Raw genomic sequence first — 15,600 nt, 5'->3', positions numbered from 1 at the left:
GCACCCAGGCCGCCGTCTACGCCGCCACCCACCGCGAGCAGCAGGACCCCACGACATACTGACAGGCGAAGGTGCACCGAGGCAGGCGCGGCCCTGAGGCACCGGGGTGGCCCGGCCGATTCGGACTGTGCGGGTCGACGGTCGACCTCACAGCTGGGTGCCGACGCAGGCCAACGGATCCCGATCAGCCGGGATCACCCGGGATCGCTTGCCGAAGGACGCCGCTGGGCGGGCTTGCAGCGCAAGCCCGCCCAGCGGCATACGGCATCCGCCTCGGCTACCGCGTGTCGGACGTCGGGTGCGCGCTGGCGCTCTTGAGGACGGCCTGCCGACCCGCCTCGAGGCGTGCCACCGGCACCCGCGGCGGCGAGCAGGACAGGTAGTCGACGCCCGCCCCGGCGAAGAACCCGATCGACGTCGGGTCGCCGGCGTGCTCGCCGCAGACTCCGAGCTGGAGGTCCGGCTTGGTGCGGCGACCCCGCTCGACTGCTTCGCGGACCAGCGTGCCCACACCCACCTCGTCCAACGTCTGGAACGGGTCGATCGCGACGATGCCCTCCTCGCGGTAGATGGCGAGGAAGCCCGCCTCGGCGTCGTCCCGCGAGATGCCCCACGTCGTCTGCGTCAGGTCGTTGGTGCCGAAGGAGAAGAAGTCGGCGTGCGCCGCGAGGTCTCCCGCGGTCAGGGCCGCGCGCGGCAGCTCGATCATGACGCCGACCGGGATGTCGATGGCCCGGCCGTGCCGCTCCGCGACCTCGGCGATGACCGACTCCACCCGCTCGCGCGCCGCGGAGAGCTCGGCGACCTCGGCGACGAGCGGCACCATGACCTCGGGCCGCACGTTGCGGCCCTGCTCGAGGAGCCGGGCGACCGCCTCGGCGAGGGCTCGCACCTGGACCACGGTGATCTCGGGGTGGACGAGGAGCAGTCGCACGCCACGCAGGCCGAGCATCGGGTTGGCCTCGTGCAGACGGCGCACCGCGGCCAGACGCTTCTCGGCGACCGGGTCCGTCTCGCCCTTGGCGGCAGCGACCGAGGCCGCCACCGACAGGTCGACGAGGTCGGGGAGGAACTCGTGCAGCGGCGGGTCGAGCAGTCGGACGACGACCGGCAGCCCCTCCATCACCTCGAGGAGGGTGGTGAACTCCGCGAGCGCCGTGGCCTCGATCTCGGCGAGCGCACCGGCGGCGTCGTCATCGGTCACGACGCGCTCGACGAGCTGGCGGCGGGGGCCCATGAGCATGTGCTCGGTCCGGCACAGGCCGATGCCCTCGGCGCCGTAGCGGCGGGCGGTCCGGGCCTCCTCGGGCGTCTCCGCGTTGGCTCGCACGCCCATGGTGCGTCGCTTGTCCGCCTGCTCGAGGAGCCTGAGCACGGCCCGAGCCGTCGGGTCGTCGGGCAGGGCGACCTCGGTGCCCGCGGACGACTCCTGGATCGTCGTCGCGACGATGCTCGCCTGGATCTCGCGGCTGCCCTCGAAGAGGTCGCCGGTCGTGCCGTCGACCGAGATGACCGTCCCCTCCTGCATCACCTGGTCACCGTTGAAGGTGACCGTCCTGGCGGCCGGGTCGACGACCATCGACTCGATCCCGGTGACGCAGGTCTTGCCGAGGCCGCGCGCGACGACGGCGGCATGCGAGGTGAGACCACCACGCGACGTGATGACCGCCTTCGACGCGAGCATCCCGCCGAAGTCGTCGGGGCTCGTCTCAGGGCGGGCGAGCACGACGTTGCGACCGAGGCCCGCCCATTCCATCGCGGTGGCCGCGTCGAAGACGAGCTGCCCCACCGCTGCGCCCGGGCTGGCCGCGAGGCCATGGGCGAGTGGGGCGGCCGCGTCGACCCGGAAGGATGGGTGCAGCAGCGTCGTCAGCTGGTGGCCGTTCACCCGCGTCAGGGCCTCGTCGAGGTCGATCACTCCTTCGTCGGCGAGCTCGACCGCGATCCGGAAGGCCGCCGCGGGGCTGCGCTTGCCCAAGCGGGTCTGGAGGATGAACAGCCGGCCGCGCTCCACGGTGAACTCCACGTCACAGAGGTCGCGGTAGTGGTGCTCGAGCGCCGCGAGGTGCCGGGACAGCTCGTCGTGGATCTCCGGGTCACGCCGGTGCAGCTCGGACAGGTCCATCGGGCTGCGCACGCCGCTGACGACGTCCTCGCCCTGGGCGTTGGGCAGGTAGTCGCCGAAGGCGCCGGGCTCGCCCGTGACCGGGTCGCGCGTGAAGCACACGCCGCTGCCCGAGCGGTCGCCGCGGTTGCCGAAGACCATCTGGACGACGTTGACGGCGGTGCCGAGGTCGTCCGGGATGCCCTCGTGCGCGCGGTAGAGGCGCGCCCGCTCGCCGTTCCACGAGCGGAACACGGCGCGGACCGCCTCATGGAGCTGGGTGCGGGCGTCCTGGGGCAGCTCGTGGCCGGTCTCCTTGACGATGAGCGCCCGGAAGTCGGCCGTGAGCTGCTGGAGGGCCGCGTCGTCGAGCTCCGCATCGGTGGCCACCCCCGCAGCGGCCCGCGCCTCGGTCAACAGGTCGTCGAAGCGGGAGCCCTCGACCCCGAGCACGGTCCGGCCGTACATCTGGGCGAGACGCCGGTAGCTGTCCCACGCGAAGTGGGCCTCTCCCCGCTCGGAGAGGGCGGCGACGACCTCGTCGTTGAGCCCGATGTTGAGGACGGTCTCCATCATCCCGGGCATCGAGAACTTCGCGCCGGAGCGGACCGACACGAGCAGCGGCCGCGCCGGGTCACCGAGGACGAGGCCGGAGCGCTCCTCCAGGGCCGCCAGGGCGGCGTCGACCTGGTCCCACAGGCCCTCGGGGTCTCCGCCCGCAACGAGGAAGGCACGGCAGGCCTCCGTCGTCACGATGAAGCCCGGTGGGACGGGAAGCCCGAGCCGGGTCATCTCGGCCAAGCCGGCTCCCTTGCCACCGAGCAGGTCGGACATGCTCCGGTCGCCCTCGTGGAACTCGAGGACGAGCGGGCGCGGTGCGGTGTCCATCTCGGTATCCCTGGCGGTGTCGGTGTCTGCGGCGTGTGTGGCAGTCATTTGGCGGTCTCCAGCCTCCACGGCGGGCCCTGCCTCAAGGCGCAGGCTGACGAGGGGTCCCGCCTACCTGCATCCTCCGCCGCACACCCCCCGGGGGCAGTAGGGACTTTGGTCCCGAGCCTTGGTCACTGCCGGTGCCGACCAGCCCTTCGACCAGAGCCCAGCCGGCACGTGGTCTCACGTGCCCGTGCTGCCGGCCTCCTGCGGCTCGCACTTGAGGACGGAGCCCGGCCCCGGGTGGATGAGACCCGTGTGCCCGTCCGACCACTCGACGAGGTAGGGCGGTGCCCCGTCGGCACCGTGCACCTCGCGGATCGTGCCTTCGCGGACGCGCTCGCCGACGTGCTCGGCGGCCATGGTGATCCGGTCTCCGACCGCTGCCTTCATGGGTCTGTTCCTCCTTCAGACGGTCCGACACGTGGTCAGTCCAAGCACATCACCTCGAGCCGTCCGCGGGAAGGGGTCCGTGCAGGTTGAACCTCGGGACGGCTTGGGGTCGGGGCCGGTCGGCGTCAGACCGTGGTCTGACGCGGGGGAGCGGCCTGGCCGCCTAGGCTCGGGGGCGTGCACGAGGGCTCCGTCTACGACTGGTTCCAGCGCCGGCCGCTGCTCGTCGACGTGCCCCTCGCAGTGGTGCTCGCCCTGATCACGTCGGCCCCGTTCACCGGATCGCTGCCCGGCTACTGGGCCCTCCTCGGCCTGCCGATCCTGCTCCTCGTCGTGCGGCGCACGCGGCCCGCCCTCGCCTTCGCCGCCGTGAGCGTCGCACTCGCCCTGCGCACGATCCCCGTCCACGACGTCCTACCGGGCGACCTCGCCTTCCTGCCGGCGATCTACTCGCTCGCGGCCTATGAGCCCCGGCGGGCACGACGACTCGCCGGCCTCGGTGTTGCCGCAGTCGGATCCGTCATGGCCGGCGTCCTCTTCACCAGCACCGACGGTGCGCCGAACAATGGGCCGGCCGTCCTCACGACGGTGGCCTGTGCGACGGCGGCGCTGTCCGCGTGGATGCTCGGCGACCTCAAGCACACCCGCCTCCAGCGGCTCGCCGACCTCCGCGAGCGGGCGGAGCGGGTCGAGCGGGAGCGAGAGCGCGAGCTCCAGCTCGCGGCGCAGGAGGAGCGGGCGGCCATCGCGCGCGAGATGCACGATGTCGTCGCGCACGCGCTGTCCGTCATCGTCGTGCAGGCCGACGGCGCGGCGTATGCCGCTGAGCGCAGTCCCGAGGACACGCGCGCCCAGTCGGTGGCGGCGCTCAAGACGATCGGTGCGACGGCCAGGGACGCCCTCTCGGAGACCCGGCGGCTCGTGGGAGTGCTGCGCGACCCGACGACGGGGGCCGAGCTCGCTCCTGCGGGAGGCCTCGAGCAGCTCGGCGAGCTCGTCGAGCGGGTCCGTGCGGCAGGGGTCTCCGTGCGGGTCCGCGACGGGCTCGGCGTGGTGAGCGCGCCGGTGGCCCCGGTGCCGGGGAGCGTCGTGCCAGAGGTGGCCCTGCCTGAGGTCGTCCCGGGGACCGTCGTTCCGGTGGGTGTGGGGCTGGCGGCCTACCGTCTCGTCCAAGAGGGACTGACCAACGTCATCAAGCATGCCGGGCCCGGTGCCGCCGCCTCCGTCGTGCTCGAGGGGGGTCCGGACGGCCTCCGGGTCACGGTGTCGGACAACGGGATGGGCGACGCGGCGCCTGACGACGGCAGGGGACATGGGCTTCCCGGCATGCGTGAGCGGGTGGCCGTCCACGGGGGCGTGCTCACGGCAGGCCCCCGGCCCGGTGGCGGCTGGGAGGTGAGTGCGACGCTGCCCACGATGGACGGCAGCAGGGGAACGACGACGCTCTGGACGACACAGGAGGACGACCGTTGAGCAGCCGGATCCGAGTGATGATCGTCGACGACCAGGCCCTCGTCCGGGCCGGCTTCCGGATGGTCCTCGACGCCGAGCCCGACCTCGAGGTCGTCGCGGAGGTCGGGGACGGTCAGTCGGCACTCGATGCCCTGCCGGGGCGATCGGTCGACGTCGTCCTCATGGACATCCGGATGCCCCGTCTCGACGGCATCGAGGCGACGAGACGCATGATGGCCGCAGGCACGGCGCAGGCCCCGGCGCCGAAGGTGCTCGTCCTCACGACGTTCGACCTCGACGAGTACGTCTACGCGGCGTTGCGGGTCGGCGCCGCCGGGTTCCTCCTCAAGGACGCAGGGCCCGCGGAGCTCCTCTCTGCGATCCGCGTGGTGCACACCGGTGACGCCGTCGTCGCGCCGGGGCCGACCCGGAGGCTGCTCGACCGTTTCCTCCCCGTGCTCGAGGCCGAGGCGCCCGGCGGCGCCCGGTCGCGTCTCGACGTGCTCACCGAGCGCGAGCTCGAGGTCTTCGTCGCAGTTGGCCGCGGCCTCAACAACACCGAGATCGGCGAGTCGCTCTTCGTGGCGGAGGCGACGGTGAAAACCCACATCGGTCGCATCCTGGCCAAGCTCGGGCTGCGCGACCGGGTCCAGATGGTCGTCCTCGCCTACGAGACGGGCCTCGTCCGGGTGGGCGACGCCTGACGTGGAGTCCCTAGTCGAGGAGGACCCGCTCGAGCAGCCGCGGCACGTTGACGGCACAGTCGAGCTCGTCGCGGATCCGGTCCGCCAGTGCCCGGCTCGCGTCGGGCTCGCCGTGGATGACGTGAACCGTCTCCGGGCGCTCAGGCAGCTCGCCGAGCCAGGCGACGAGCTCGTCCGCGTCGGCGTGGACGGAGAAGTCGTCCAGCTGGACCACCTCGGCCCGGACCCGGACGTAACGGCCGGCTATCTTGACCTCGCGCGCCCCGTCGGCGAGTGACCGTCCCCGGGTCCCCACCGCCTGGTAGCCCGTCAGCAGGACGAGGTTGCGCTCCTGCGGCAGCAGGTGACGCAGGTGGTGGACCACGCGTCCGCCCGTGGCCATCCCCGAAGCGGAGACGATGATGCTGGGCGTGCCCGGTGTGTTGAGTCGCATCGACTCCTCCGCGGTCCGGGCCTCTCGGAGCTGGCTCATTCCGGCGATCGCCTCCAGCGCCCCTGGACGGATCTCGTCGCGGTGGGCCGGGTCGCGATAGACCTCGAGGGCGTCGAGCGCCATCGGGCTGTCCGCCCACACGGGGACGTCAGGGATGTCGCCGCGGTCGATGAGGCCGGCAAGGGCGAGCAGGACGATCTCGGTGCGGTCCACGGCGAAGGCAGGGATCACCACGGAGCCGCCACGATCGATGGTCCTGCGGATCGCGGCTGCCATCTCCGGGTACGTCGGGTCGACCTCCGGGTGGGCGCGGTCACCGTAGGTCGACTCGATGACGACCGTCCGCGCCGCGGGGGGTGTCTCCCGCTCCTTGAGGATCGGGTGGGCCGGGCGCCCCAGGTCGCCGGAGAAGAGCACCGTCGAGCCGCCGACGGTGAGGTGGGGGCTCGTCGAGCCGAGGATGTGGCCGGCCCGCAGGAGCGCCACCTCGACGAGGTCCGGGGCCTCGTGGTCCGGACGGGGGGCGGCGGAACCGAGGCGGAGCCGTCGGTCGGGACCGCACGGCCGCATCAGCTCGATCGCTCGCTCCGCGTCGGCCCGGGTGTAGAGCGGCAGGGGAGTCGCGTGCCGGGACCAGCCGTAGGTCGCGGCATTGGCGGCCTCCTCCTCCTGGAGGTAGGCGCTGTCCCGCAGGATGATGCGGGCGAGCTCGGCCGTCGCGTCGGTGCAGTGGACCGGGCCGGAGAAGCCGTCCCGCACGAGCCGGGGCAGGTAGCCGCAGTGGTCGAGGTGGGCATGCGTGAGGATGACGTCGTCGATCGTCGTCGGGTCGACCGGTGGCGCGTCCCAGTTGAGCCGGCGCCACTGCCGCTCACCTTGGTAGAGGCCGCAGTCGACGAGGACCCGGCGTCCTGCGTGCTCGACGAGGAACTTGCTTCCGGTGACGGTCCCCGCGCCGCCGAGGAAGGTCAGGGCGGTGGCGTCGTCAGCTCTTCTCATGTCATCACCTCGCGACCATCGTGTCGTGCGGGGTGCCGTGGTGCGGGTGAATGTGGCGGAAGCATCACCCCGTGGCTCAGAGCCGGTCAGCTGGTGAGCTTCGAGGCGCCCTTCTCGGCCTTCGCCGTGGCCTTCTCGAGCTTCCTGTGTGCCTTCTTCTCCTTGCGCGTGAGCTTGGTGTGCTCGAGCGCCTTGGGCAGATGGCCCGTGGACTGCCGGTAGTACTCGGCCGCCTTGCGCTCCGCCGCGACCTTCGTGCCCGCCATGATCATGCCGGACAGGGCGGTGAAGGCGATGACGTCCCGGGTCTTCTCCTTGTCGTAGTCGCCGCGCACCGGCACCGGTTTGCCGGTGACGACCTTCCACCCCTTGGTGGCGAGGCCCCCCGCGAGCCTCGTGGCGACGGCGGTGGACGTCAGCGTGATCGCCTTCCACACCACTCCGCCGAGGGCCGAGTGCTTGTCGTCGTCCTGCTTCGGCGCGTCGTTCTTCGCGTCCTTCTTCGCCTTGGCCATGGTGTGACTGTACCCACGCGACTCGGGGTAGAGTCAGGCTGAGAACTGAACAGCACCACCCTTTTCACGACAGGGGAGCGCAGAAGCGCTGAGAGTGCGGCCAGCAACGACAGTGAGGCCGCAGACCCTCGAACCTGCTCCGGTTAGCACCGGCGAAGGAAGTCGGTATTTCTCAGGACACCCACCGTGGCTCGTCACCTGCTGACGTATGCCGCTGGGGTGCCCTCCCCGAGGTATCCACCCTTATCGAGGAACCACGGGAGTCACCATGACCACGTCAGACACGGTCACCACACGCACCGAGATCCGGGCCTCCGGACCCCTCACTCGCTGGCGGACCATCGACCTGCTCACCGCCGCCTTTCTCGGCGTTGCCTTCGGGGTCGCCTACTGGGCCTGGGGACTGGCCTACGAGGCGCCGTCCAACGCCGTCCAGGCGGCGTTCCCACCCCTCGGCGCCCTCTTCGCCTGGCCCTGGCTCGTCGCCGGCATCGTCGGCATGCTCATCATCCGTCGTCCGGGCGCCGCGATCTTCACCGAGCTGCTCGCCGCGATCGTCTCCGCCCTCATCGGCACGCAGTGGGGCCTGACGACGCTCGTCTCCGGCTTCGTCCAGGGCCTCGGCGTCGAGCTCGGCTTCGCGGCCTTCGGCTACGCGACGTTCCGCTGGGCGCCGCTGCTCCTCGGCGGCTTCCTCGGCGGGGCGCTCGAGGCCCTCTACGAGTGGTACTCCTACTGGACCGACTGGGAGATGGGCTACAAGGTCGCCTATCTCTTCCTCCTCGGCGGATCGGTCGCGATCTTCGGCTCATTGCTGGCGGTGGCACTGACCTGGGGCCTGTCGACCGCGGGTGCCCTGGGGCCGTTCCCGCCGGGCCAGGAGGTTCGGGAGCGCCACGCGGCCTGAGGGCCGGCGTCGACATGACGAGCACGTCACACGCTGCGGCGGCCCGTCCCGTGCCCGAACCGGGGGCGGGCGGGTCGGCGACCCGTCGAGCCGCGGGTGCGCCACCGACCGGGGGACCTTCTCCAGGATCAGGGGTCGTGGCGGGATCACGAGTCCACGTCGAGGGCCTCACGTGGCGGCCCTATGGCCGCAACCGGCCGGTGCTGTCCGGGCTCGACCTCGTCATCGAGCCCGGCGAGCGGGTCCTGCTCGCCGGGCCCAGCGGCTCCGGCAAGTCCACCCTTCTGCGCGCTCTGGCCGGGCTGCTCCTCACCGCGGACTCGGGTGACCTCGCCGGGTCCGTGACCATCGATGGCAGGCCTCCCCAGGATCGGCCCGGATCTGTCGGACTGGTCCTCCAGGACCCCGGTGCCGGCGTCGTCGCGTCGACGATCGGGCGTGACGTCGCCTTCGGCCTCGAGAACGTCGAGCTCCCTCGGGGCGAGATGCCGCCTCGCGTCGCCTCGACGCTCGCGGAGGTGGGGCTCACCATGGACGCCGACAGCCCGCCGTGGGCCCTGAGCGGCGGTGAGTCCCAGCGCCTCGCGCTCGCGGGAGCGCTCGCCATGGAGCCGAGCGTGCTCCTGCTCGACGAGCCCACCGCGATGCTCGACGCGGTGACGGCTGCCGCCATCCGCGCACTCGTCGACGAGGTGACGCGTCATCGCGGGCTGACGCTCGTCGTCGTGGAGCACCGTCTCACGGGCTGGGTGGACCTCGTCGACCGGCTCGTCGTCCTTGACGCAGCGGGAGTCATCATCGCCGACGGACCGCCGAGTGCGGTGCTCGCCAGGCACGGCGAACGCTTGGCGGCCGAAGGAATCTGGGTCCCCGGGGCGGTCGAGCCCGAGCCGATCGACCTCCGGCTCACCCCGTGGCCGGAGGAGGCCGGACCGGCAGCTCGCCGGGTCGAGCCGGGCCGAGTGGTCGTGTCGGCACAGGACGTCACCGTCGAGCACCGCTCGCGTCGGCTCGGGGCCGAGAGCCGGACGACGACGGCGGTCCGTGACGTCGACCTCGAGGCCCGGGCGGGCCGGGTCGTCGCACTCGTCGGCCCGAGTGGCTCGGGCAAGACGTCCCTGATGGGCGTCCTCGGCGGGTTGGCCGCTCCCGCCTCCGGACGGGTCGACTTCGCCCTGTCCCTCACCCCCGCCGGGTCGTCCGGCACGGCCGGTGAGGGCCGGGGGCCGGCGCGTGACCGGGTGCGCCCTCCGCACGAGTGGGCCTCCAAGGATCTCGCCCGCGTCGTCGCCTGGGTGCCGCAGCGGTCGGCGTCCGCCGTCATCGGGCGCACGGTGCGCGACGACGTGCTGACGACTCCGCGGGCCCTCGGCCTCGACCCCGCCGTGAGCGAGCGGCGCGCCGACGAGGTGCTCACGGCCCTCGGTCTCGCCGGTCTCGCGGAGGTGGACCCGCGCCACCTGTCGGGCGGCGAGCAGCGGCGCCTCGCCGTCGCGTCCGCGATCATCCACGCCCCCTCGCTCCTGCTCGCCGACGAGCCGACCGTCGGTCAGGACCGACTCACCTGGGCCGCAGTGATGGGGGTCCTGGAGGCAGCTCGTGACGAGGGCACCGCGCTCGTCGTCACCACGCACGACGAGGGCGCCATCGGCCGGGCCGACGAGACCGTCCACCTCACCGCTCCGCCGCAGGAACCGCCGCCGGCGCAGCCCGAGCGACGGCCGCTCGTGGCCAGAGTCGGTCCGTTGGCACTGCTCGCCGTCGGACTCAGCGTGCTGCCGCTGCCCGCCCTCCTCGAGAGCTGGCGCCAGGGCCTCGCCGTCCTCGGCGTCGAGATCGTCCTCGGGCTCGTCGGCCTCATCGCGCCCGGCCCCGGCCGTCGGCCGGTGCGGCGGCTCCGCCGAGCCCTCGCACGCCTCGCCCCGGCCGGCCTGGCCGTGGTGGGCGTCGCCTGGTCGGCGTGGCTGCTCGGCGGCAGAGATCTCGAGGTCGCATCAGGGGCCGCCTTTCGGGTCCTCAGCCTCGTCGTGCCGTCCGCGTTCGTCGTCGGCTACATCGACCCCGAGCGGCTGGGTGACCAGCTCGCCCAGCGGCTACGCCTGCCACCGAGACCCGTCGTCGCGGCGACTGCCGCCCTCCAACGGGTCCAGTCCTTCGACGCGCTCTGGTCCGAGCTGATGCGCACTCGACGGGTGCGCGGCATCCGCGCCGACCGTGGAGTCGTGGCCAGGTCCCGGGAGGCCGTCGTCGTCACCGGCGGCCTGCTCATCGGCGCGCTGGGCCAGGCGGCGAGCCTGGCCCTGGCCATGGACGCTCGGGGCTTCGCCGAGGCGCGACGCCGGACCTGGGCAGCCGCCGCGCCCTGGCGCCGTGCCGACACCCTGGCCATCCTCGCGGGCCTGCTCGTCATCGCCGCAGGCGTCGTCGCCCGCGTCCTCCTGCCCGCGTGACCCCGCAGTGGCCGGCGCCCAGCGGCTCCCGGCATCGCCTGGAGGGCGAGGCCCTGCGCTGGGTGGACGACTGGGCTCGGGCGGGCTCAGCGGCATACGTCCCATCGGTGGGCCGGGTCACACAGGGCACAATGGCCTCGTGCCCACGCCTCTGACGTATGCCGCCGGGCTGGCCCTCGCGGTCGCCGCCCTCGTCGGGGTGGCCGGGTGCGGTGAGCCCGCGCAGCCGACCGAGGAGGGCACGGTGAGCGTCCCGATCCAGCCGACGCTCACCGCTGTCACGCCCGAGCCCGAGACGGTGGACACCTCCGCGCCGGGGGCTGGCGGGCTGTTCGACCTCGGCGACCTGCTCACCACCGAGTCGTGCGACCAGGCAGGCGGTGTGTGGAGCTATCGCGGCACCTTCACCAACGAGACCGACGACGAGCTCGACATCTCCGTCGCCATCTCCCTCGCGTCGTCCGCCGACCTCAACCTGCTCACCGTCCACGAGGTCGAGCTCACGGTCCCGGCGGGCGAGACGGTCCCGGTCGAGGCGCCGGACTTCTACTCGGACCAGGACGTCGACCCGGCGAGCGTCCAGTGCCTCACGGGCGTCACCGACAAGGACCAGTGACGATGCGGCTCTTCCTCGTCCGGCACGGCGAGACCCACGCCAACGTCGCCCGTCAGCTCGACACGGCGGTCCCCGGCCACGAGCTCACCGACGTGGGGAGACGACAGGCCCACGCCCTGGCCCGCCGCCTCTCGGGCGAGGACCTCGGGGCGATCTACGTCTCCGACCTCGTCCGGACGCACCAGACGGCTGAGCCGCTCGCCACCACTCTCGGGCTCGAGCTCGTCGTCCTGCCCGGGCTGCGCGAGATCCAGGCGGGTGACTACGAGATGACGACCGATTGGGGGCCGTTCGTCGACGCGGTGCAGCGGTGGCGCGCCGACCCCGAGCACACCATTCCCGGCGGGGACTCCGGCCTCGGCTTCATGGCCCGCTACGAGGCCGCGATCCGGCGGATCTCGGGGGACGGGCACGAGTCCGCCGTCGCGGTGAGCCACGGCGCGGCGATGCGGGTGTGGGTCTCGGCGGCCGTTGGACTCGACCCGACCTTCTTCGAGTCGCGCCGGCTCGACAACACGCTCGTGCTGTCCCTGGAGGGCGACCCGGACGCCGGTTGGCGTCTCCTCGCCTGGGGGGACGAGCCGGTCACCCATGGGTGACGGGCCGGCACGCCAGGCCGCTCCCGACCCCGCCGTGTGGCGGGCGGTCGGTGTCGCCGCCGCGATTGCGTTGGCGGCGTCCTCCTGGGGTTCGGGTTCCCGCCCGACCCTGCACACCCGGATCCTCTGGCCCGGTCTGACCCCGTTTGCCGAGACGGGCGGGTCGCCGCTCGCAGCGACGGTCTCGGTGGCCGCCATGGCTGTGCTCCTGCTCGCCTGGTGGCGGCTGCGGGGCGCGCTCGTCACGGAGCGGTGGTGGTGGGCCACCGCCGCCCTGTGGTTCGCCCCGCTGCTCGCCTCGGTCCCGCTCTACAGCCGCGACCTCTACTCCTACGCAGCCCAGGGCGCGCTGTGGGCCGAGGGACTCAGCCCCTACGAGCACGGCGTGCGAGACCTCGCATCGGACTGGAGGGAGTCGACCGCTCCGACCTGGCTCGACACGCCGTCGCCCTACGGTCCGGTGTGGCTGCTCATCGCCCGGGGGGCGGCGACCGTCGCCGGGGACGAGCTGTGGGTGGCGGTGCTCCTGCTTCGCCTCGTCGCCGTCGGCGGCCTCGTGGTCCTGGCGTGGGCGGTCTCCGACGTGGCCCGGCGGGTCGGCGCCGCGGGGCACACGGCAGCGTGGCTGGCCGTGGCGACGCCGCTCGTCGGCGCGCACGTCGTCAGCGGAGCGCACAACGACGCGGTGATGGTGGCCGCCGTGGTCGCCGGCTTCGCGCTGGCCCTCCGCGGCTGGCTCGTGCGGGCCGTCCTCGTCGTCGCGGTCGGGGCCATGGTCAAGGTCACCGCGGTGGTCGCCCTGCCCTTCCTCGCACTGCTGTGGGCGCGTCGGCTGGCCGAGTCCCGCGTCGGTCCGGCTGACCCGGCCGCCCCGGTCGAGGTGTGGCAGGTCGCCCTCAGGCCCCGCGAGGTCATCTCCGGCCTGGCCCTCACCGTCGTCACGGCCGCCCTGCCCATGGCCCTGGTCAGCCGCGCCACTGGTCTCGGCGCCGACTGGGTCGACCCTGCGGGCACGGCGGGGCGCAACGAGCAATGGACCTCGCTGCCGACCGCGCTGGGGATGGCGGTCGGGGCGGTCGGCCACGTCCTCGGCCGACCCGAGTGGCGCGACACGGGGATCTCCGTGGCCCGCGGAATCGGCCTGGTCGTGCTCGTGGTGGTCCTCGTCCTCGTGTGGCTCGGGGTGGCCAAACCGGGCGCGACGGTGGTCGGTGCCCGGGAGGTGGACCACGGCGAGCACTTCGGGGCGCACGTGACCGGTGCGGTCGAAGCGGGGCGGGCCCGCATCGTGCGGGCCTGCGGCTGGGCCTTCCTCGCCGTCGTCGTGCTGGCACCCGCCTTCCTCGGCTGGTACTTCCTCTGGGCGCTGCCACTGCTCGCGGCCACGCTCGGCACCGGGGCGTTGAGCGGAACGCTCGAGCGGTGGCTGCCTGTCGCGGCAACCGTGCTGTGCTTCGCGCAGCTGCCGGATGGCTACAGCCTCGGCCTGACCACGACGGCCATCGGGGTTCCCGTCGCCGTCGTCGCCGTGGTCCTGCTGCTGAGAGGTGCCGTGCGCTGGTCACGGCGGGCCGACTGGGCCGGCCTGCTCGACCTCGAGCGGCCGCTCGATCGTCCCTTCCACGGGGGCCTCACCGTGCCGACCGCGGAGGGTTTCGGGAGTGCTCCGGGACGTGGCCCGGGCGGTGGTCCCGGCGGGAAGGATCTGCGCGTGAGCACGTCGGCCCCACCCCCGTCCGGTCCCGGCTCCGGCTGGGCCACCACCGAGCTGGCCACGACGACCACACGGCGCCGCGGCGCCATGCTCGTCTTCGCCCTGCCCGTCCTTGCGCTCCTCGCCTTCGCGCTCTGGGCGTGGACGGCACGCGTGCACGAGGACGACGTCGCCGCCTACCGGGAGCTGCGGGCGCGGTTCGTCGACGTCCAGCGGGACCTGGTCCCGCTCGGCCAGAGCACGCGCCCACCCTGCGGGATCACCGACGAGGGCTGGGCCGAGCTCACCTGGGGAGCGATCAGCGGGCCCACGACGGAGGAGGTCGAGACGTACCTCCGGGCGTTCGGGTGGCGCCGGGACGGCGCGGAGACCGGCATCGTCCTGCGCCTCCAGGAGGAGGGACGCGGGCTGACGGCCCGGATCAGCCCCCCGAGCGGTGACGTCGGCGTGCGGCTGACGGGCACGAGCGAGGCAGACTCCCTCGCCTGCCTCCTGCACTGACGTCGCGGCCACATGACGAGAATCACGACGCCGGCCCGGAGACCACCTGACACGCTGTACCCCATGCGCTTGGTCTCCCAGTCGAAGAAGCTCGCGTCCGTCTGCTACGAGATCCGCGGACCCGTGCTCGCAGAGGCCAAGCGGCTCGAGGACGAGGGCCACCGGATCCTCAAGCTCAACATCGGCAACCCGGCGCCCTTCGGGTTCGAGGCGCCGGAGGACATCCTCGTCGACGTCATCAGCGCCCTACCGACCGCGCAGGGCTACAGCGACAGCAAGGGCATCGTCAGCGCCCGCCGGGCGATCAAGCAGCACTACGAGGTGCGCGACTTCCCGCGCCTCGACATCGACGACATCTATCTCGGCAACGGCGTCAGCGAGCTCATCGTCATGGCGATGCAGGGTCTGCTCAACGATGGCGACGAGGTGCTCATCCCCGCGCCCGACTACCCGCTGTGGACAGCAGCCGCCTCGCTCGCCGGCGGCACGCCCGTGCACTACATCTGTGACGAGCAGGCCGACTGGGCACCCGACCTCGACGACATCGCGGGCAAGATCACTGACCGCACCAAGGCCATCGTCGTCATCAACCCCAACAACCCGACCGGCGCCGTCTACCCCGTCGACGTCCTCGAGGGCATCGCCGAGCTGGCGCGCAGGCACCAGCTGATCATCATGGCGGACGAGATCTACGACAAGATCCTCTACGACGGCGCCACGCACACGTCCATCGCCGCCCTCGCGCCCGACCTCTTCTGCCTCACCTTCAACGGGCTGTCCAAGGCGTATCGGGTCGCGGGCTTCCGCTCCGGCTGGCTCGCCCTGACCGGCCCGAAGGAGCATGCGCGCAGCTACATCGAGGGTCTCGACGTCCTCGCCAACATGCGCCTCTGTGCGAACGTCCCGGCCCAGCACGCGATCCAGGTCGCGCTCGGGGGCTACCAGTCGATCAACGACCTCGTCCTTCCGGGCGGTCGCCTGCTCGAGCAACGCAATCGGGCGGTGGAGCTGCTGAGCCAGATCCCCGGAGTGTCGTGCACCACGCCGCCGGGCGCGCTCTACCTCTTCCCACGGCTCGACCCCAAGGTCCACCGCATCCTCGACGACGAGCGCTTCGCCTTCGACCTGCTCAGCGAGGAGAAGCTGCTCGTCGTGCACGGCACGGGCTTCAACTGGCCGACACACGACCACTTCCGGATCGTGTTCCTGCCGCGGGTCGAGGAGCTCGAGGACGCCGCGGAGCGGCTCGAGCGATTCCTCTCGACGTACTCCCAGTAGTCCGT

At 72.6% G+C, this 15,600-nt stretch carries 12 protein-coding genes and 1 riboswitch; of the genes, 8 read left to right on the top strand and 4 right to left on the bottom strand.

Annotated elements, in window-relative coordinates; all coding sequences use genetic code 11:
- Positions 1-277: 277 nt before the first annotated feature.
- Both ppdK and LOY02_RS00400 read right to left on the bottom strand, forming a co-directional pair.
- Positions 278-2,992, bottom strand: coding sequence for a pyruvate, phosphate dikinase (gene ppdK, locus LOY02_RS00405; protein ID WP_317180329.1), 2,715 nt, complete (start codon positions 2,990-2,992; stop codon positions 278-280).
- Positions 2,993-3,217: 225 nt separating this feature from the next.
- Positions 3,218-3,427 carry a DUF1918 domain-containing protein gene (locus LOY02_RS00400; RefSeq protein WP_317180328.1) on the bottom strand — a complete coding sequence of 70 codons (210 nt, stop codon included), beginning with the start codon at positions 3,425-3,427 and terminating at the stop codon, positions 3,218-3,220.
- 177 nt (positions 3,428-3,604) lie between these two features.
- On the opposite strand from LOY02_RS00400, the gene LOY02_RS00395 reads away from it, so the two are divergent.
- Both LOY02_RS00395 and LOY02_RS00390 read left to right on the top strand, forming a co-directional pair.
- The gene (locus LOY02_RS00395; protein WP_317180327.1) at positions 3,605-4,900 is read left to right on the top strand and encodes a sensor histidine kinase; all 1,296 of its coding nucleotides are present in this window, start codon (positions 3,605-3,607) and stop codon (positions 4,898-4,900) included.
- Between the two features lie 17 nt (positions 4,901-4,917).
- Positions 4,918-5,583 carry a response regulator transcription factor gene (locus LOY02_RS00390; RefSeq protein WP_317180332.1) on the top strand — a complete coding sequence of 222 codons (666 nt, stop codon included), beginning with the start codon at positions 4,918-4,920 and terminating at the stop codon, positions 5,581-5,583.
- Between the two features lie 10 nt (positions 5,584-5,593).
- Here LOY02_RS00390 and LOY02_RS00385 read toward each other — a convergent pair whose 3' ends face one another.
- Both LOY02_RS00385 and LOY02_RS00380 read right to left on the bottom strand, forming a co-directional pair.
- Entirely contained in the window at positions 5,594-7,015 is a 1,422-nt protein-coding gene (locus LOY02_RS00385; RefSeq protein ID WP_317180326.1) for an MBL fold metallo-hydrolase, read from the bottom strand.
- An 86-nt stretch (positions 7,016-7,101) separates the two neighbouring features.
- Positions 7,102-7,530 (bottom strand): DUF4235 domain-containing protein, encoded by a 429-nt coding sequence (locus LOY02_RS00380; RefSeq protein ID WP_317180325.1) that lies wholly within the window; start codon positions 7,528-7,530, stop codon positions 7,102-7,104.
- A gap of 61 nt (positions 7,531-7,591) precedes the next feature.
- Positions 7,592-7,708, top strand: a riboswitch (TPP riboswitch).
- Positions 7,709-7,798: 90 nt separating this feature from the next.
- Between LOY02_RS00380 and LOY02_RS00375 the strand changes: the two genes are divergently transcribed.
- The 6 genes from LOY02_RS00375 (at position 7,799) to LOY02_RS00350 (ending at position 15,595) form a co-directional block, all read left to right on the top strand.
- On the top strand, positions 7,799-8,437 hold the full coding sequence (locus LOY02_RS00375; RefSeq protein ID WP_317180324.1) for an ECF transporter S component: 639 nt from the start codon (positions 7,799-7,801) through the stop codon (positions 8,435-8,437).
- A 137-nt stretch (positions 8,438-8,574) separates the two neighbouring features.
- Positions 8,575-10,887 (top strand): ATP-binding cassette domain-containing protein, encoded by a 2,313-nt coding sequence (locus LOY02_RS00370; RefSeq protein ID WP_317180323.1) that lies wholly within the window; start codon positions 8,575-8,577, stop codon positions 10,885-10,887.
- 139 nt (positions 10,888-11,026) lie between these two features.
- Positions 11,027-11,503, top strand: coding sequence for a hypothetical protein (locus LOY02_RS00365; protein ID WP_317180322.1), 477 nt, complete (start codon positions 11,027-11,029; stop codon positions 11,501-11,503).
- A gap of 2 nt (positions 11,504-11,505) precedes the next feature.
- Entirely contained in the window at positions 11,506-12,102 is a 597-nt protein-coding gene (locus tag LOY02_RS00360) for a histidine phosphatase family protein (RefSeq protein ID WP_317180321.1), read from the top strand.
- A complete protein-coding gene (gene mptB / locus LOY02_RS00355; RefSeq protein WP_317180320.1) occupies positions 12,095-14,317 on the top strand; it encodes a polyprenol phosphomannose-dependent alpha 1,6 mannosyltransferase MptB in 2,223 nt (740 codons plus the stop codon). Before LOY02_RS00360 ends, mptB begins: the two co-directional genes overlap by 8 nt.
- A gap of 63 nt (positions 14,318-14,380) precedes the next feature.
- Positions 14,381-15,595 carry a pyridoxal phosphate-dependent aminotransferase gene (locus LOY02_RS00350; protein ID WP_317180319.1) on the top strand — a complete coding sequence of 405 codons (1,215 nt, stop codon included), beginning with the start codon at positions 14,381-14,383 and terminating at the stop codon, positions 15,593-15,595.
- The last annotated feature ends 5 nt before the right edge of the window (positions 15,596-15,600 follow it).

The sequence above is a fragment of the Intrasporangium sp. genome, assembly GCF_032907665.1.
GTDB lineage: Bacteria > Actinomycetota > Actinomycetes > Actinomycetales > Dermatophilaceae > Intrasporangium.
The sequence above is the reverse complement of the archived record's forward strand: the minus strand, read 5'-3'. Positions and strand labels throughout refer to the sequence as shown.